The organism is Leucobacter sp. UT-8R-CII-1-4 (assembly GCF_030010235.1).
Taxonomy (GTDB): domain Bacteria; phylum Actinomycetota; class Actinomycetes; order Actinomycetales; family Microbacteriaceae; genus Leucobacter.
The window spans coordinates 108,424-125,747 of sequence record NZ_JASCRS010000002.1 but is presented as its reverse complement, the minus strand read 5'-3'; the positions used below and the strand labels follow the sequence as shown (position 1 = coordinate 125,747).

15 protein-coding genes are annotated in these 17,324 nt (G+C 59.2%); 6 read left to right on the top strand and 9 right to left on the bottom strand.

All coding sequences use genetic code 11. The features are described 5' to 3' along the window. Window positions 1-472: 472 nt before the first annotated feature. Together QBL02_RS05570 and QBL02_RS05565 are read right to left on the bottom strand one after the other, a co-directional pair. Entirely contained in the window at window positions 473-1,678 is a 1,206-nt protein-coding gene (locus tag QBL02_RS05570; RefSeq protein WP_282725403.1) for a homoserine O-acetyltransferase, read from the bottom strand. Between the two features lie 127 nt (window positions 1,679-1,805). After that, the gene (locus QBL02_RS05565; RefSeq protein ID WP_282725402.1) at window positions 1,806-3,134 is read right to left on the bottom strand and encodes a bifunctional o-acetylhomoserine/o-acetylserine sulfhydrylase; all 1,329 of its coding nucleotides are present in this window, start codon (window positions 3,132-3,134) and stop codon (window positions 1,806-1,808) included. 258 nt (window positions 3,135-3,392) lie between these two features. Between QBL02_RS05565 and QBL02_RS05560 the strand changes: the two genes are divergently transcribed. Together QBL02_RS05560 and QBL02_RS05555 are read left to right on the top strand one after the other, a co-directional pair. Then, the gene (locus QBL02_RS05560; RefSeq protein WP_282725401.1) at window positions 3,393-4,172 is read left to right on the top strand and encodes an SDR family NAD(P)-dependent oxidoreductase; all 780 of its coding nucleotides are present in this window, start codon (window positions 3,393-3,395) and stop codon (window positions 4,170-4,172) included. Next, on the top strand, window positions 4,169-4,876 hold the full coding sequence (locus tag QBL02_RS05555; protein WP_282725400.1) for a uracil-DNA glycosylase: 708 nt from the start codon (window positions 4,169-4,171) through the stop codon (window positions 4,874-4,876). The genes QBL02_RS05560 and QBL02_RS05555 overlap by 4 nt, the downstream gene beginning before the upstream one ends. On the opposite strand, the gene QBL02_RS05550 is transcribed toward QBL02_RS05555, so the two are convergent. The 3 genes from QBL02_RS05550 to QBL02_RS05540 form a co-directional block, all read right to left on the bottom strand. Then, a complete protein-coding gene (locus tag QBL02_RS05550) occupies window positions 4,873-5,661 on the bottom strand; it encodes an SDR family oxidoreductase (RefSeq protein ID WP_282725399.1) in 789 nt (262 codons plus the stop codon). The genes QBL02_RS05555 and QBL02_RS05550 overlap by 4 nt on opposite strands. 8 nt (window positions 5,662-5,669) lie before the next feature. Beyond that, window positions 5,670-7,145 (bottom strand): APC family permease, encoded by a 1,476-nt coding sequence (locus tag QBL02_RS05545; protein WP_282725398.1) that lies wholly within the window; start codon window positions 7,143-7,145, stop codon window positions 5,670-5,672. A gap of 141 nt (window positions 7,146-7,286) precedes the next feature. Further along, a complete protein-coding gene (locus QBL02_RS05540; RefSeq protein ID WP_282725397.1) occupies window positions 7,287-8,579 on the bottom strand; it encodes an aminotransferase class III-fold pyridoxal phosphate-dependent enzyme in 1,293 nt (430 codons plus the stop codon). A gap of 234 nt (window positions 8,580-8,813) precedes the next feature. Between QBL02_RS05540 and QBL02_RS05535 the strand changes: the two genes are divergently transcribed. Then, window positions 8,814-9,815 (top strand): phosphotransferase, encoded by a 1,002-nt coding sequence (locus QBL02_RS05535; RefSeq protein ID WP_282725396.1) that lies wholly within the window; start codon window positions 8,814-8,816, stop codon window positions 9,813-9,815. Here QBL02_RS05535 and QBL02_RS05530 read toward each other — a convergent pair. The 3 genes from QBL02_RS05530 to QBL02_RS05520 form a co-directional block, all read right to left on the bottom strand. Beyond that, complete coding sequence (locus QBL02_RS05530; RefSeq protein WP_282725395.1) at window positions 9,812-10,417, bottom strand: TetR/AcrR family transcriptional regulator; 606 nt, start codon at window positions 10,415-10,417, stop codon at window positions 9,812-9,814. The genes QBL02_RS05535 and QBL02_RS05530 overlap by 4 nt on opposite strands. 85 nt (window positions 10,418-10,502) lie before the next feature. Then, window positions 10,503-11,558 carry a dipeptidase gene (locus tag QBL02_RS05525; RefSeq protein ID WP_282725394.1) on the bottom strand — a complete coding sequence of 352 codons (1,056 nt, stop codon included), beginning with the start codon at window positions 11,556-11,558 and terminating at the stop codon, window positions 10,503-10,505. A 216-nt stretch (window positions 11,559-11,774) separates the two neighbouring features. Next, window positions 11,775-12,902 carry a P1 family peptidase gene (locus QBL02_RS05520; RefSeq protein ID WP_282725393.1) on the bottom strand — a complete coding sequence of 376 codons (1,128 nt, stop codon included), beginning with the start codon at window positions 12,900-12,902 and terminating at the stop codon, window positions 11,775-11,777. A gap of 152 nt (window positions 12,903-13,054) precedes the next feature. Here QBL02_RS05520 and QBL02_RS05515 point away from each other — a divergent pair, with 152 nt between their 5' ends. From QBL02_RS05515 to QBL02_RS05505, 3 genes are all read left to right on the top strand, one after another. Then, window positions 13,055-14,539 (top strand): APC family permease, encoded by a 1,485-nt coding sequence (locus tag QBL02_RS05515; RefSeq protein ID WP_282725392.1) that lies wholly within the window; start codon window positions 13,055-13,057, stop codon window positions 14,537-14,539. A 9-nt stretch (window positions 14,540-14,548) separates the two neighbouring features. Beyond that, window positions 14,549-15,166, top strand: a complete 618-nt coding sequence (locus QBL02_RS05510; RefSeq protein WP_282725391.1) for a hypothetical protein — start codon at window positions 14,549-14,551, stop codon at window positions 15,164-15,166. 236 nt (window positions 15,167-15,402) lie between these two features. After that, window positions 15,403-15,942 carry a hypothetical protein gene (locus tag QBL02_RS05505; protein ID WP_282725389.1) on the top strand — a complete coding sequence of 180 codons (540 nt, stop codon included), beginning with the start codon at window positions 15,403-15,405 and terminating at the stop codon, window positions 15,940-15,942. A 96-nt stretch (window positions 15,943-16,038) separates the two neighbouring features. Here QBL02_RS05505 and hpaD read toward each other — a convergent pair whose 3' ends face one another. Next, a complete protein-coding gene (gene hpaD, locus QBL02_RS05500) occupies window positions 16,039-17,181 on the bottom strand; it encodes a 3,4-dihydroxyphenylacetate 2,3-dioxygenase (RefSeq protein ID WP_282725388.1) in 1,143 nt (380 codons plus the stop codon). Between the last annotated feature and the right edge of the window lie 143 nt (window positions 17,182-17,324).

Sequence of the window (17,324 nt, the reverse complement as noted above, 5' to 3'; positions counted from 1 at the left end):
CGCAGCACGTCACAAATAATGCGGCACAGCTCTCGCTCGATAGGGGAGAGCGATGTCGTCGAAATTGGCGGTCTTTTTGTGACGACCTTGTCAAAGACAATGGTCGACCTTGCGCGGTTTGCAAATGTCGAAGCGGCGATCGGGGCGCTCGACGCGGGTTTACGAGTGCCATTCGGAACACAACGTGATTGCATCGAGCCGCAAGCTCTCGAATGGAAACTCGCGCAGGCTGGGCTGTTGAGCAATATGCCGGGAGAACGAGGAGCGCGTAGAGCACAGTCAGTGATTGCGCTGGGCGATCCTCGTGCTGATTCTGTGGCGGAGAGTGTGAGCCGATTGCAGCTCGCCAGACTCGGTATCGAGTTCGAAATTCAGGTGCCGGTGGCAGGATCGGGCGGTAGGCACTATTGGGTTGATTTCTCCTTCGTGCGGCAAAGCATAGTTGGTGAAGTTGATGTCGCAGCCCCGCAGCTTAGAGGGCGAGCAGGCGAGACAGCTCCTCGCCGACCCGCTCGAACTCGATCAAGAAGGCGTCATGACCAAAGGGGCTGTCGAGACGCGTCGCCAGTTCGCCGTCAAGATTGCCCGGTGAATGCTCCGCGATAACGTCTTGCCCGTCGAGAGTGAAAAGACGGTCGCTTGGAATGCCCATCACCAGGGTAGGCAAGGTGATCTTCGAAAGCGCAGCTTCGACCCCGCCGCGGCCTCGGCCAACATCGTGTGAGTTCATGGCTTGCACAAGCGTCAAATAGCTATTCGCGTCGAAACGTCGAGTGAACTTGTTGCCGTGGAAATCAAGATAGCTCTCGACAGCGAATCGTCCGCCGCCACCGAGCGGGCTCACCGCCGACTGCCAGGCTCGACCAAAACGTTCGTCAAGCTCAGTATTGCTGCGGTAGTTGAGTAGGGCGAGCCGGCGAGCAGTAGCTAAGCCATGGTGCGGGCCAATACCGTCGGGGGCGTCGTAGTAATTGCCGCCGCGCCAGGCCGGGTCAGAACGGATCGCCTCAAGCTGCACCAGGTTGAGGCCGATCTGATCGGCGGTGGTTACCGGGGGAGCTGCAATCACCGCGAGCTTTTCGGTTCGGCCCGGGAACATCAACTCCCATTCGAGCGCGTGCATGCCGCCCATCGATCCGCCAATGACGGCCGCGAACTTCTTGATGCCAATGGTGTCAACGAATGCAGCGGTTGCCTGTACCTGATCACGAATGGTCAAGTACGGAAAACGCCCGCCCCACTCTCGACCCTCCGGATCGAGGCTCGCCGGTCCCGTAGAACCCTGGCAGCCACCAAGCACATTCGGTGCGACGATAAAGTACTTGTCAGTGTCGAGCACCTTGCCTGGCCCGACTATCTCAGCCCACCAGCCATCAGTGGGGTGCCCGGGAGCCGCGCGGCCCACCAAATGACTATCGCCGGTGAGCGCGTGAAAAACGAGAATCGCATTGTCGCCGGCAGCATTCAGCTCACCGAAGCTCTCGTACGACATACGCACATGCGGAATTGTTTCGCCGGCTTCAGTGCTGAGCGACCCAATCTGGGCGAACTTGCGGTCGCCAATGGGATCGCCGTCTCGCCATGCGCCACTGATTGGCGGGCGTCCGATGAGTGCTCGAAGCTGTGCGTCGGTAATGAAATCCGTCGGGAACGAGTCCTCGGGCGTCTGCCAGTCCATAGCTCACTATTCTGGTCGAGAAAGCTGATCAGCGCGCAATTATTACGGGGCACACCCCGAATACACACAAAACCGCCCCACAATCGATCAAATCGACGTGGAGCGGTCCCGTTTGTGACAGCGAGACTTACGCCTGAGCGCGTGCCTTCGCAACTACCTCGCGTGCCGCAGCAAAACCGACCTCAAGATCAGCCTTGATGTCGTCGATGTGCTCAAGGCCGATCGATAGGCGGATCAGGCCCGGGGTAACGCCAGCAGTCAGCTGCTGCTCAGGTGTGAGCTGTGAGTGAGTGGTCGAAGCCGGGTGAATCACAAGCGAACGCACATCGCCAATATTTGCAACGTGGCTGAAGAGTGCCAGGTTGTTCACGAACGCCTTACCAGCGTCAACGCCGCCCTTCAGCTCAAACGAGAGCACCGCACCAACACCCTTTGGCGCGTACTTGTTGGCGGTGGCGTACCACGGTGAGGTTGGCAGTCCTGAGTACCAGGTGGTTGCCACATCTGCGTGCTCATCGAGCCACTCCGCAACATTCTGTGCATTCTGTACGTGGCGCTCGATACGCAGTGAGAGGGTTTCAATACCCTGCAGCAGCTGCCAAGCGCTCTGCGGTGCGATGGCCGAGCCGAGGTCGCGCAGCAGTTGCACGCGCGCCTTGATGATGAACGCGATCGGGTCACCAACGGCCTGCGTGTACACCACGCCATTGTATGAAGCGTCTGGGGTGTTCAGACCAGGGAAGCGCTCTGCGTGCTGCGACCATGGGAACTTGCCGCCGTCAACGATCACGCCGCCAAGGGTGGTGCCGTGGCCGCCGAGGAACTTGGTTGCCGAATGCAGCACGATGTCAGCGCCGTGCTCGAGCGGGCGCACCAGGTAGGGGCTCGCGACGGTGTTATCGATGATCAGCGGCACGCCGTTTTCGTGTGCCACATCGGCTACTGCCTGAATGTCGAGCACGTTTGAGCGTGGGTTTGCGATCGACTCAGCAAAGAAGAGCTTGGTGTTTGGGCGAACTGCGCGCTGCCAAGCAGCTGGATCGTCCTGGTCCTCAACGAAAGTGACCTCGATGCCGAGCTTTGCGAGGGTGTACTTGAAGAGGTTGTAGGTGCCGCCGTAGATCGAAGATGACGAAACGAAGTGGTCGCCTGCCTGCGCGATATTCAGTACCGCGTAGGTCGAGGCAGCCTGGCCACTCGAAAGCAGAAGTGCCGCGGTGCCGCCTTCGAGCGCGGCAATGCGCTGCTCGGCGACATCTTGGGTTGGGTTGGTGATGCGGGTGTAGATCGGGCCGAGTTCGGCGAGTGCGAAGCGGTTCGCGGCCTGGTCGGTGTTCTCGAACACATATGCGGTGGTCTGGTGGATTGGCAGTGCGCGTGAACCCGTCACTGGGTCTGGCTGCTGGCCTGCATGGATCTGCTTGGTTTCAAAGTTCCAGCTGGTCTGATCGCTCATGAGATTCTCCTAGTGAATGCGCTGAGTGCTAAGTGGTGAAAAATACAAAAAATCGGGGGCGCAATTGCTGCGTGGTTCAAGCGTATGGAGTAGTCAATAGATTCAGCAAACAGGGCCGACACAGGGTGTCATAAACGACAACTAGCTAGCAAATCTTTTGCGGCTTTGCGCGGGCAATAACGCGGTAAATCGTGTCTGCGCTCAGTAGTATTGGCAGGTGTAAAAGCGCGACCATGAGGGTCGCGGTGAGGAGCCATCATGCTGAAGCGAGTAGTTGTCACGGGCGCAAGTTCGGGAATCGGGGCGGCGACGGTACGTAGATTCGCTGAGCTTGGTTGGCAAACCGTCGCGGTTGCTCGACGAGCGGATCGCCTCGCCGCGCTCGCCGCGGAGACCGGAGCGCACACGATCGTTTGTGATGTGACCGACGAGGCTCAGGTAATAGCATTGGCGAATGAGGTCGCCGCTACCGGAGGCGCAATCGCCCTCGTAAACAACGCCGGTGGCGCACTCGGTACCGAGTCAGTTGAGCACTCTTCAAATGACGATTGGCGGCAGATGTTTGAGGTCAATGTGATTGGTCTGCGCAATGTGACCGCGGCGATTCTGCCGGTGCTGCGCAACGCAGTGCGAGCATCAGACGGCGAGAATTGGGCCTCGATTGTCAATCTCACCTCTACCGCAGGACACGATGCGTACCCGGGCGGCGGCGGATACAACGCTGCAAAGTTTGCGGCTCACGCCGTCACCAATGTGCTGCGCCTTGAACTCGCAGGTGAACCGATCCGCGTGATTGAGGTAGCGCCGGGTCTCGTGCACACCGAAGAGTTCACGCTGAACCGTTTGCGCGGCGATGCGTCTGCCGCGCAAAAGCCTTACGAAAACGTCACGCCACTCACCGCCGAAGACGTCGCGCAGGTGCTCACGGGCGCCGTTGAACAGCCGCGCCACGTGAACCAAGACCTGATCGTGTTGCGTCCTGTCGCGCAGTCGAGCGTGTTTCATACGCATCGCGGGCCGCTCGAAGCAAAAGCATGAGCGAGGGTGTGTCCGGCGAAATGAACCTGCGAGATCTCGCAGCCAGCGGAACGATCGCTGCCGACTGGGCAGAAGCACTGGCTCCGGTTCAGCAGCAGCTCAATGAATTGAGCAGCTTTTTAGACGAGGATCGCGCCGCAGGGCATACGGTGTTGCCGGCGCGCGATCGAATTCTTGCTGCGTTTGCGCAGCCACTTGCCAGTGTGCGCGTGTTGATTGTTGGGCAAGACCCGTACCCAACCCCAGGGCACCCGATCGGTCTTTCTTTCGCAACGGCGCCTGAAGTGCGCCCGATCCCACGCAGCCTTTCGAATATGTATCGTGAACTGCACGACGATCTGGGTATTGCGCCGGCACAGCACGGTGACCTCACACAGTGGACGGAGCACGGTGTGTTGCTGCTGAACCGGGTGCTCACGGTTCGGGCGGGCGACGCTGGATCACACCGGCGCAGAGGCTGGGAAGCCGTGACAGATTGCGCGATTCGTGCGCTTGCTGAGCGTGGTGGCCCGCTGGTAGCTATTCTGTGGGGCAACGACGCGCGAAAGCTCGCGCCAATGCTGCCGGGGCTGCCCCTGATCGAAAGCGCACACCCCTCACCGCTCTCTGCTTCGCGTGGCTTTTTTGGTTCGAAACCGTTTAGCCGGGCAAATGATGCGCTCGTGGCGCAGGGGGCCGAAGTGGTGAACTGGAACCTCGCTTAGGCCGGGAACGACGACATTCCGGTGTATCCGAAATCGGAGAGCATGGTGTGGCCGTTGATTGCGCGGGCACGTTTACTGGCGAGATACGCAATCGACCAGGCCACATCTTCTGCTCGCTGTAGCGGAAAACTTGCTTGGTCGAGTGCCTCGTCGCCTAGGTCGTGACGGGCCATTGGAGTGTCAACGATAGAGGGCGCAACACTGTTTACGCGCACCCCGTGAGTCTCATAGAGTTCAACCGCGAGAGCGCGCGTCAGCTGCACGACCGCGCCCTTTGATGCGTTGTAGGCCACCATGCCTGGCACGGCAACAAAGCCAGAATCTGAGCCGACAATCGTGATGCTTGGTTGTTCGGCAGTGCCAAAGTGGGGCAGCGCCGCTTTCGCCGCGATAAATGCGCCGAGCACATTCACCTCAAGCGTCTCGCGAAAAGCTCGCACTGAGGCTTCTGGCACGAGGTTGCCGGTTTCTAGAGCGACTCCCGCGGAGACAACGAGGGCGTCCAGCCCGCCGAACGCTTCAGCCACCGTGTGCAGTGCAGCGTTCATGGCAGCTTCGTCAGAGACACTCGCTGAAATCGCCAGAACTTTGGCATCACCTGTCGCTAGCGCGGCGAGTTTGGTGGCGGCGTGATCCAACTTCTCCTGTGAACGGCCAATCAGCGCAACGTCTGCACCCGTGCCAATAAAGAGCTCTGCGCACGCAAGGCCGATCCCCGACGCGCCGCCGGTGATGGCGACGCGTCGGGGGAGGCCCAGCGTGACACGCTCGTGCGTGTCAGTCATAGTGATCGTTAGTCCTGTTGCTCTGCGGTAGCTTCGGCGAGCTCTTCGTCGAACTTCTCAAGGTCGTCTGAGAGTCCGGCGTAGATTGCTGGCTTTTTCGACTTCAGGTATGCGCCATAGGCGATGCCACCGATCACGGCAGCGACCAGGATCCACGGCAGTACCAGAACGTATGGCTCGTCAGAGCCAGCAACGGTCGCGAAATTCACGATTGCCATCACACTGAAGATTGCGAGGGCGATAAAACCGAGCCCTGGTGCAATCAGAGTGCTGAGAATACGAGGATCGCGGCGCTTGCGGAAGTATGCGACGACCGAAAGCGCTGCGATCGCCTGAACGATCATGATGGAGAGGGTTGCGAAGCCGAGGCCAACCGGTACCAGCGTCAGGATCGACGGCAGTTCTGGGAAGGTGTAGCGGAAGATCGCGGCGATGATTACTGCGAACACGAAGTTCGTAATGAGTGCGCGTTCTGGCGAGCCCTTTGAATTGGTTTTTGCGAGCCACGACGGCAGCACATGTGCACGACCGAGCGAGAACAGGTAACGGCCTGCCGAGTTGTGGAACGCAAGCTGTGCAGCAAAGAGACTGATGACCACAAGGATCAGGGCGACGATCACGCCAAACTCGCCAAGGTACTCAGCGATAATGGTCTGGGTCAGGTCGCCGGCTTCCATGTGCTCAAGGGCAACACCCTGAGCTTCTTTGAGGCCGAGCGCGCTCACAATTGCCCAAGCCGCGAAGGCGTGCATGAGACCAATCACGATGATTGCGACGAAGGTCGCACGCGGAATGGTCTTTCGTGGTTCTTTCGCTTCTTCGCCGAAGAGCGCCGTTGCCTCGAAGCCGATGAACGCGGTTGCTGCAAGCAGCAAACCGATCCAGAGTGAACCGCCGGTAATGATTTCAGGGGTGAAAATTGCGAGGTCGAAACCGGTGCGGAACAGCACGGCGAGCCCGAACGCAAACACGAGCAAAATTTCGAGCACGAGCGCGACGCCCAGCACGATTGCGCTCACGTGAATGCCAGAGCGGGCCAGCAGGAACACGACCACGAAGAGCACGAGTCCTGTCCAGAACCAGTCAAGGGTGACGGCGCCACCGGTGAGTTCTGGCACGACCACCATGCCGGCGAAAAAGCCGATGGTGCCGAGTGCGCCCGCGACGAACGCGTTGTAACCAATAGTGGCGATAAGTCCGGTGATCAGTCCGGCAGTTTTGCCAAGACCCTTCACTGCGATCGCATAGAACCCGCCAGCGTTGGTGAGTTCTTTGGTGATCTGAGCGTATCCGACGGCGAAGAGCAGCAGCGCTGCTGCAACCAGAAGGATAGAGATTGGTACACCGCCGCCATTACCGAGGGAAATTGCGAGGGGCAGCACGACAATCAGCACCGTGACCGGAGCGACAGCGGCAAGCACCAAGAAAACGATTGAACCGACGCCGAGTTTATTTCGGGCGAGATCGGTATTTGCTTCTGCCATAGAAGTCTCCTTCGTTGGAGTATCAACTCAGCCATTGAGTCGACGAAAGTGAATCACGACGGTTGACGCCGTGTCTATACTCTGTGTGCAGTGTTGCGCACAGAGGCTAGTCCCCGCACTCTGAGGCAATCATTTGGGGGTTTAGAGCTCGCCGATGATGCGGCTGAGTTTGTTCACCAACAGCTCAGCGTCTGACTCTTCAAAGGCCAGTGGCGGGCGAATTTTCAGTACTTCATCGTTGCGACCGACCCTGCTAATCAGCACGCCGTCGCGGTACATGTCTTCGACGACACGTTTCGCGGTCGCTGGATCTGCGGCGCCGCTGAGTGGATCTGTGAACCGCATGCCGGCGAATAGGCCGTCGCCGCGAACCTCGTCGATGCGTGGGTTGCCAGTCAGTTCGCGGCTGAGTTCGCGTTTGAGGAGCGCGCCGTTCGCTGCCGCGCGGGGCATCAGGCCTTCGTCCGCCATCACGTTGAGCACGGCGTGGCCTGCTGCAGAAGACACTGGGTTGCCCGCGAATGTGTTGAAGAACATGTTTTCGGAGCCGAAGTCTTCGAGTAGTTGTGCCCCCATGACTGTTGCGCCGAGGGGGTGACCATTGCCCATTGGTTTGCCCATGGTGACAATGTCTGGTGTCGCGTCAAACAACTCGTGCCCCCACATGAGGCGCCCGATTCTGCCGAAGCCGGATTGCACCTCGTCGGCAATGTAGAGACCACCTGCAGCGTGCACGCGCTGCACCAGTCCCTCAACGTATCCGGCTGGTACTTTGACCAGACCTTCGGTTGAGAAGAGCGGATCAAAAAGTACCGCGGCCACGCCAAAGCCTGAGCTTTGCAGTGACGCAATCACGGTGTCTACCTCGGCGAGTGCGCTTTCGAGCAGTTTCGCTGTGGCGGCTTCGTCGAGTCCGGTTGCGTCGGGAATGCGGATCAGGCCGACGTTTTCTCCCATGGGTTCGCTGGTTTGCAGGCCAGTTGTGGCCTGGGCGAGCGTGATGGTGGTGCCGTGGTAGCTGTAGTCGCTCATGATGAGGCCAGTGTTGCCGCTTTGAAAGCGCGCCATTCTGATGGCCAATTCGTTTGCTTCAGAGCCGCTGTTGCCGAAGGAGACTCTATTGAGTGTCGGCCCGAAGGTGTCGAGGAGCGCTTCTGAATAGTCAACGACTCGATTGTTGAGGTAGCGAGTGTTCAATGCGAGTTTGCGCATTTGCTGAGACACGGCATCTGCGATTGCTGGATGCGCGTGGCCCACGTGTGGGACATTGTTGTACGCGTCGAGATAACTGGAACCATCGATTGCCCGCAGCCATACGCCTTCGCCGCTTACTAATTGGAGCGGGGTGTCGTAGAAGAGTGGCGTGTGAGAGCCGAGTGTGCGCTTGCGGCGTTCAAGCAGCGATGCTGTATTGATTTCGCGGTTCTCTGTCATTCGATGCTCCGTTCGCATGGGCCGTTGTGTCGCATTGTTGGGTGCTGCGATTGCGGCGCCGTACATGCGACATGCAATAACTATATTCAGAGCGCAAAAAATGAACAAGGTGTTTACAAATATTTTTCGGGGCACTACTCTCGCAGATAGAGATTCTGTATCAAGTGCTGAAGCGAAGCTGCAAACCTTGCACTTCTTCGCGAGAACTCACGCTCTCAATGTCGAAAGGTGAACATGGCTCTCAACGAAGCGAACTCGCTAGTTCTTGCCCGTCTCGCGCTCACGGAGTTTGGTTTTAACGCCGAAACCGTGCCGCTTACTTTCATCAAAATGCGAGAGAACACGGTGTTTCGTGCCGATACACCAGAGGGCCCGATTGCACTTCGACTGCACCGACCCGGTTATCGCGCACAGCACGAGATTGCCGCGGAATCCGAATTCATTGAGTTGCTTGCCGAGCGAGGTTTTCCGGTAGTTCGACTTGTGCCGACTGCGGCAGGCGAGTTCACGGCGCTGGTGAGCGACGGTGAAACCGAGGTTGTGGTCGACGCCCAGCGCTGGCTTGAAGGATCCCGCGAACTCGGAAGCACAGAGAACGAAGCGCACAACGATCAGCTTCAAGCCAGTCATTTCTATGTCATGGGTGGCATCGCGGCGCGAATGCATCATGTTGCCCATGAACTGGCTGGCGCGCGTAGTTTTCCGCGCGCACCGTGGGACGCAGAGGGCCTGGTCGGCAAAAAAGCGCTTTGGGGTGATGCGCTGAGCGTTCCAGGCCTTGATGCTGCAGCGCACGCACAATTGCAGCGCACACGAGAAATAATGATTCGAGCGCTTGCAAAATACGGAACAGACGCTTCGCGCTACGGCACAATTCACGCCGACTTCACGCCCGAAAATGTGCTTGTCAGTGGCGAAGAACTTGTCGTTATCGATTTCGATGATTTTGGTGACGGTTGGTACCTGTTTGACCTCGCCACGCCGCTGTTCTTCTTCTACGATCACCCAGAGTTTTCGGCCTATCGCGCGGGATTGCTCGCGGGCTACCGTGCCGAGCGCGAGCTGAGCGCTGAAGAAGAGGCGCTGCTCGACCTGTTCTTGGTCGCCAGGGGATACACCTACCTCGGATGGGCTGCGACCAGGCCAGAAACCGAGACCGCGGCCTTCCTGATCGAAGAAATCGTGCCGCTTGTGGTGCGGCTCGCGGCAGAGCTTGAAGCTTCGCTGAACTCTTAGTCAGCGGGGGCGAGGATCGCCCGGCAGAGTGCCCGAAGCCCATCTAGCAACGCTGGCACGCGATCGGGCTCACGAGCGGCCGTCTGGCCAAGCTCGCGCAGTGCGCCAGAAAACAGCACCACGGTCTCGTCAACCGCGAGGCCTGGAGCAAGCCGGCCTTCGGCATCGGCCGCGGCCAGATCTTCGCTGAGATGGTTGCGAAAGCTTCCTGACGCAGCTCCGGTCACGCCGCCAAGCGGCCCAAAAAGTGCAGAACCGATTAACCCATAAAACCGGCCCTCTGGCGTCGCCGAGATCTCGGCAAGCGCGCTAGCCAACGCAACAATTCGTTCGGTGGTGTCCTGGTGTGTCGTCCGGCGCTCAGCGCCCTCAGCGGTCACCTGCTCGGCAATGCGCTGATAGGCATCGCGAACCAGCTGATCCCTGCCGTCTGGAAAATACGTGTAGATCGTGCCCCTGGACACACCAGCTTGCTGCGCAACCTCATCGACGGTGATCGACTCAAATGGCTGATCGCCAAGCAAAAGTGACATCGCAGTCAGAATCTCTTCGCGTGTGCGAATTCGATTTCGTTCACGCAGGCCCAGAGCTTGTTTTGTCAAGATTTGCACTTTCGAACGGTGAATGTCGGCTAACTGAAGCCAGTCAACCACACTGCGCGAAAGAACCTGACGTGCGCGCCGCGAATTAGCTGAGAGTGGCGCCGCTTGAGCGATAGTTGGCCGAAGTTACGCCAAGTTCTCGCTGAAAAAAGCGATGCACGTTCTCGCCCAATACGGCGCGGATGTCTGCCTCTTGCCAGCCTCGCTCTTGCATTCTTGCGGTGACCATCGGTAACCCAGACGGACCCTCGAGCCCGGGCACAAAACTATCTGCGGAGGGCGAGTCCGGCTCGCAGCATGGGGGAGTTGTTTCCTCGATCACTTCTTTCACAAAGTCTGGGCCAAGACCAACCCGCTCAATCCCAGCGACCCCAACGATGTGCTCAATATGGTCAATGATCGGGTCAACAGTGCGGTCTGTGGCATGCAAATACGGTGCAAAGAAGTTCACGCAGACAATCCCATTGCCATCGGCGATAGCGCGCAGGTGCACGTCGCTGAGGTTGCGGTGGTGATCATAGAGCGCGCGTGCAGAGGAATGGGTGGCCATGATCGGGCGCTTGCTCAGCTCGAGTACGTGGTCCACGCCTCGCTTGCCGAGGTGACTCACGTCAAAGATCATTCCGAGCCGATTCATCTCAGCGACCGCCTCTACGCCGAGCCCCGTGAGTGCGCTGCCCGCAGCGTCTTCCGCGCTGCCGTCGGCGAGGGGTGTGCGGCCGAAGTGCGCGAGCGAGGCAACTCGCACGCCTAGGCGCGAAAGCGTGTCGAGTAAGTGAATGTCTTCGCCAACGCCGGGCGCGCTTTCGAGGGCGAGCACAAGCGCGATCTTGTCTGCGGCGAGTGCAGCATCAATTTCTGCTCCGTTGGTGCAGAGGCTCACGGTGTCGGCGTTGCCTTCTGCGAGCACGTGCGCGGCTTCCACCATTCGCATAGTCTGTCTGAGCGCACCCTCGAAGCGATAGACCTCGTCGATGAACACCGGCAATACTTGAAGTTTCACGCCGCCAGCTTGTAGCTGTGGCAGCCAGCGAGCACGAAAGAACTTGGCCCAGTCGCGCGGGTGTCTTGCAGCGACGCCCATCAGCAGGTCGTTGTGGGTGTCGGCGACGATGGCGCGACTGTGCAGCTCGTTCATCATTGAGTTCTCTTTCGCTTTTGACCAATAGATCAATTCTGCCAGGGACTCTGTGTTGTGCATCTGTTCGCGGGCACCAGAAGTGTGGTCAAAAGCGGGCCGAATCGCCCAATCTCGCTTTCGTGACGGCGAGCTATCGGTCTCTCGTTCTGTCGCGTGAGCGAAGATGCGTCGCGGGCGCCGCCCCGAGTTCTTACGGGCAAGTCAATCTTGCCGCTACTACTGAAAAGCGGCTCGAATCTCATCATGCGGCAGTGCGTAGCTTGCGTGGCCGTCGCGCCCGACGGTGTCGCGCGCTGCGATGAGTGCGTTGACCACAGCTTCTTCGACGGCTTCGACGGTTGCGGCATACAGCGGATCGATACCGCCCCAGCTCAGCACCTCTAGATGTTCGATGCTGCCGGTCTTCGTGCCCATGCGTGAGGTGAGTGATCCCTCGTTGGCGGTAGAAAATGCAAGAAAAATGTCGCCTGAAAAATGACTCGCGGTGGTGCCGGTGCGGGCAAGTCCGAGCGGCACTCTGCGTGCCAGAGCTCGGCACTGGTCTGGCAGCAGGGGGGCGTCGGTTGCAACGACGACAATTATGCTGCCGGCACCAGGTGTGGCTTCTCCGAAGCCTGCCTCGCGCGCAAACCAATCACCCTGATCCATGGGATTTGGTGCGGCAGATTCTCGGCCAAGTGGTCGACCGGCAACTTTGAGCTCGTTGCGTGAACCAAAGTTTGCTTGCAGTAGCACGCCAACGGTGTAGTCGCGGTCGAGGCCGTGCACGATTCGTGAGGCTGTTCCGGTACCGCCCTTAAAGCCGTAGCAGTTCATCCCGGTGCCTCCGCCTACGTTTCCCTCGGCGACTGGGCCGATTGCGGCTGCATTGAGCGCCGCGGCGGCATGTTCTGCTTGCACTGTTTCGGCATTGATTGAGTTGAGGTAGCCGTCCCAGGTTTCACCAACAACGGGCAGCATCCAGGCCGCAGCAGTGTGTGGGTGGTGCTCTGCCATCCAGCGGTCGATGCCGCTGTGGACCGCGCCGACCGCGTGCGAGTTGGTGATGGCGATGGGTGCCTGCAGCTGGCCAGATTCTTCGATCCAGCTGCGGCCGGTGAGTTCGCCATTGCCGTTCAAGACTGCAATACCTGCAGCGCAGGGTGATCCAGCGCGTTCTTTACCTCTCGGCAGAATGGCTGTGACTCCCGTTCTTGCGACGACCGGGTCATCTGAAACGAGTGTGCAGAAGCCTACCTCCAGTCCCGGCACGTCGGTGATTGCATTGTGTTTGCCCGGTTCGCCGTCGAAGGGGATATTGAAATCGCGCGCGCGCAGTGGTGAGGGTGCTGCTGGATCTGTCATTGACCTCTCGAGTTCTCTTAGCAAATTCAAAAAGATTGAACGTTGTTTAATATTAGATCTTGTGTTTAGACTATGCCAGGCCTGTACAAAAATGAAAGCTTCTGAACATTGTTCTAATGATAAGAGGCTAAGGGGAGACAAAGGAGTCTGACATGAACGCCACCACAATTTCAACGGAGCCGGGCGGGGGATCGCCAAACGCAACCCTCGCAAAAAACCGGCTAGGCACCTGGGACATCGTCTTTTTTGTGATCTCGGCGGCAGCTCCACTCACCGTCGTAGTAAGCGGCGCGGTGACCTCGTTTCGTATGGGTGGCATCGGGGCTCCAGGAGCGATTCTGTTCGCCGGAGCAGTGCTCATTTGCTTCGCGCTGGGCTTTACCGCCATGTCAAAAAGCGTTCGAAATGCTGGCGCTTTTTACGCCTATGTTTCTAAAGGGCTCGGCAAACCGGTTGGCCTAGCCGTTTCATCGGTGACCGTTTTCGCCTACATCGCATTGGTGATCTGCTTCTACGGCTTTATCGGATTCTTCGCGCAGTTCACATTCTTAGAGCTCTTCGGCCTCGACCTGCCCTGGGGCTTCTACTCGATTGCGGCGGTCATCATCGTCGCCATTCTTGGCTACAACAAAATCGATGTAGGCGCGAAAGTGCTCGCGGTGCTGCTCACCCTCGAAGTGGGCATCTTGCTCGTGCTCGCCTTCGCAGCGCTCGCAAACGGTGGCCCAGAGCAATGGAGCTTTGCCTCATTCGACCCGCAGAATGTCTTCTTCGCAACCGGTGCAGGAGCTCTGTTTGTGATGGGCTTTGGTGCATACCTCGGCTTTGAGAGCACCGCGATCTACGCTGAAGAAGCAAAACGCCCCGAGCGCACGGTGCCACGGGCCACGATCATCGCAGTCGCGTTTCTAGCGCTTTTCTACGCCTTCACCTTCTGGATTCTCACCGTCGCCTTCGGAGCCGACGGCGTGGTCGAACTCGCACGCAGTGACGCGTTCGAAACCATGGTGATTGCCGGTACCGGTGACCTCGCAGGAGCCTGGGCAGCATTCGTGATGAAAATTCTGATCGTGACCAGCTTTTTCGCCTGCGTGCTTTCCTTCCACAACGCCTGCACTCGCTACTTCTTCTCGCTCGGACGTGAAGGACTGCTCCCACGCGCCCTCAGCCGCACCTCACCGCGCACCGGCGCCCCAGCCGTTTCAAGTCTCACCCTCTCCGCAATCTCGCTAGTCGCAGTTGTCATTGCTATCGCGCTCAACGCTGATCCTTTTCTCGGACTCGCGCTATGGACCTACGCGACGGGCGTACAGGGGCTTGTCTTTGCGCAAGCCTGTGCTGCGGTTGCAGTGTTCTGGTACTTCATTAAGGATCGCCGCGGACACAGCGTTTGGCGAGTCACCATCGCCCCCGCAATTGGAGCCATCGGCTTGATTATCGGTTACTTCCTGATCGTGACAAACTTCGAAATTGTGACCGGCCTTGAGGGGCCAATCAACCAGGTGCTGCTTTTGCCAACTCCAATCCTGTTTATCGGCGGCATCGTGGTTGGCCTCGTGCTGAAAAAGCGCAAGCCCAACTACTACGCCGGACTCACCGAGAGCGTCACAGTGCAAGCAGCCGAAGCAAACGAATAAGCTGGTGCCGTGAACGCAACAGCGCGCAGACGCCTAGAACGCCGGGATGAAATCATCCAGGCGTTCTGGCGCGTCGCTCGAGCGAATCCTCGCCGTGCGATCAATGTACGAGCAGTCGCGGCAGAAGCTGAGATGAGTCCCGCAAATGTGCTGCACTACTTTGCGACGCTGAACGAATTGCAGATGACGGCAATCGCCGGCGCGATGAATCAGTTCGCCGAGCAACGGCAAGCCATTCTCGACCGCCCAGTAAGCGCCACTGAGCGCGTGTTCGCAATGATTGAGGCGGGTGTACCTGACCAGATCAGTGATGAGTTGCGCCAGGTCTATGAGAGTGTCGCATTGCTCGGTGAGTATCCCGAGTATCGACCAGTGCACCGTGCGCTCACCGAACGGCAGATAATGCTCTACCGTGCATTGATCGAGATTGGTGCGGGCACAGGCGAGTTCACCCTTGCCTCACCGGCGGGCATGATCGCGCGAAATCTTGTTGCGCTCGAAGATGCCTACGACCTTTACCCGCTCGCTGGCGATCCGACCCCGCGCGAAGAGTGCCGAGCTGCGGTGCGCAGCTACGCCGAACTCGCGCTAGGGGTGCGTTGGCCTGGTGCAGACGCCACGCACTAGCGCGACCCGCGGTTCGGCTGGAGCTTGACCACCCGGTCGCTTGACCGCCCGACCGCCCGACCGCTCGGCCTCTTGACCGCATGACCACTTGACCAAGCGGGCGCAGTGCTGTGCTCAGCGCGCACGCCAAGCGAGAACCACGCTGCCGCAGCAGTTCTCACGCCAAGATAGAAAACAACGAGCGCGCGTGTGCTCGGCAACGATGCACCGCGGGGCCGCGAGGGGGAGGTACCACCATGATTCCTCTCGCGAGCGCCGTAATGGTAGCGTCGGGTGCCGCGTGTCTCGGTGGTGCCCTATATTCTCGGCGGTGGATCGCCATTTCTGCGGCAGCACTCATGCTCATCGCAATGATCGACCTGGCCGCACTGTCACTTGTGCCGCCAATGCTTTGGGCAATCGCGCTCATGGTGAGTGGCATGCTGATCGGGCTGCAAATGAGACTTGAGCCACGCCAGCTCGCCAAGCTCGAGGCCGCACCGCCGGCAGCCTCGGCGCGGCACAGCGCCTCGGGTGCCATGATCGCGGCAGCCCTGGCCTACCCTGTGATGGGCTGGCTCGTGCTCGGGCACTCGGGAACGAACGCCGCGGCTTCAGGGCACACTGGGCACGGTGGATCCGCTTTTCTCGCGGTGCCGATTGTGTTGGCCTGGCTCTTGAGCGCGGTATTGCTCTGGTTTCTTGTGCGCGCTATTGCCGGTCGTCAGCGTCTCATGGCGGTCGAGATGGGTGCGATGGCTGCCATGCTCATCGCCATGTTGCTGATGTCGCACTAGACTCTGCGTCACGCAGCCGGGCCCGGCGATCCAACGCAAAAGCCGGGTGCACCGCTCCGTGGGGGAACAGCACACCCGGCCAAATTCGGTGATTGCCTAGAGCGTTTCGCCGAGCTTGAAGCCCTTCACCTCGTCGCCCTCACGGGTGTACGAGAAACCGTCGGCGCCGATGGTGACAGCCATTTCGCTGTTGTCGGTACGGGCGATCACTGGCTGTGGCTTGCCGTCGAGGTCGAGCACAAGCGAAGCCTCGGTGTACCACGAAGGAACAACCGGGTTGCCCCACCAGTCGCGACGCTGGTTGTCATGCACATCCCAGGTGACAACAGGGTTGTCCGGGTCGCCGGTGTAGTAATCCTGGGTGTAGATCTCGACGCGGTGACCGTCTGGATCGAGGATGTACAGGTAGAACGCGTTCGAGACGCCGTGGCGGCCTGGGCCGCGTTCGATACGGTCAGACATACGCAGTGCGCCAAGCTTGTCGCAGATTGCGAGAATGTTGTGCTTCTCGTGGGTCGCGAACGCAACGTGGTGCATTCGCGGACCGTCGCCACCGGTGGCAGCGGTGTCGTGCACGGTTGGCTTGCGGCGAAGCCAAGCCGCGTAGACGGTGCCCTCTTCGTCCTGAATGTCCTCGGTAACGCGGAAGCCGAGATCCTGGTAGTGGCGCACGGCGCGAGGCACGTCAGGGGTAACCTGGTTGAAGTGGTCAAGACGCACAAGCTCACCCGGAGTGTGCAGATCGTAACGCCACGACAGGCGCTCAACGTGCTCGGTCTGGAAGAAGAACTCGTACGGGAAACCGAGCGGATCAACGACACGAACCGAATCGCCGATTCCCTTGACGAAGCCCTCGGTCTTGCGGCGTACATCGCAACCGAGCTCAGTATAGAACGCGACTGCCTTGTCGAGATCTTCGGCCGAACGCACGCGGTACGAGAACACTGCTACTGCCGCGACTGGGCCCTTGCGCAGCACGAGGTTGTGGTGAATGAACTCTTCGGTCGAGCGAAGGTAGATGGTCTCATCGTCCTCTTCGGTCACATACAGGCCGAGCACGTCGACGTAGAAGTGGCGCGAAGCGGCGAGGTCAGTGACCACGAGCTCCATGTAGGCGCAGCGCAGAATATCTGGTGCTGGCGAAGTAGGGGTCGCTACTGGGTTGTTGGTTTCAATGGGTGCCTCTTTGGTGACCCAGAAACCCGATGAGGTTTTGTCACTCTGATTGAGCTTTGCCATGATCTGCTTCCTTGCGTAATGGTGTGTAAATCGTGTGGATGTCTGTGTGCGGAGGTGGTGCCGGTGTTCAGATCCTGTGTTCTCGCGGTTTCGGGATATGCGATTGTGCACATCCCGAAACCGAAAGATCGCGATGGAATTTG